General features: G+C 64.9%; 1 protein-coding gene. It reads right to left on the reverse strand.

What is annotated here, in order from left to right:
* The coding region (locus HWX25_RS32985; RefSeq protein WP_175912785.1) for a tyrosinase family protein at window positions 1–470 on the reverse strand (470 nt) is incomplete at both ends.

The raw sequence follows: 470 nt of genomic DNA on the forward strand, positions 1-470 counted from the left end.
GGCGACACGTCGTAGGCCGTCTTCGGGTCGAGTTTCGGATTGTCGCGCGACAGGTAGCGAGCGCCGCAGGTGATCGCATAGGCCATGTTGCCCGAAATGCCGGCGTTCATCGAGGCACTGAAGCCCGTCACGTCGTCCCAGAGCTGGTTGAACACGGCATAGCCCCGCGCGCGCTGCTGGGCGCGCTGGAAGCCGGTGAGCCGGTTATTCCAGTAGTCCTGCAGGGCCGGCTGGATGAAGCTCGTGAAGCGCGCCAGGTTGCCCGTGTAGGGCACGTAGGCGGCGTCGGTCGGCGTCAGCACGCCGTCGAACATCGCGGCCGGGATCTCGGGCAATTGCGTCCAGTCCCAATAGGGCAGCGCGAACGAGGCGTCGCCGCTCAGGTTGCGGATGGTCTGCTCGAAATAGCCGATGTAGCCGCGGTGCCAGACATAGAACCACCAGTTGCCGTGCGGGCAATCCATCATGTG

Origin of the sequence: Burkholderia sp. BCC1640 (assembly GCF_902833125.1) — a bacterium.
GTDB lineage: Bacteria > Pseudomonadota > Gammaproteobacteria > Burkholderiales > Burkholderiaceae > Burkholderia > Burkholderia diffusa.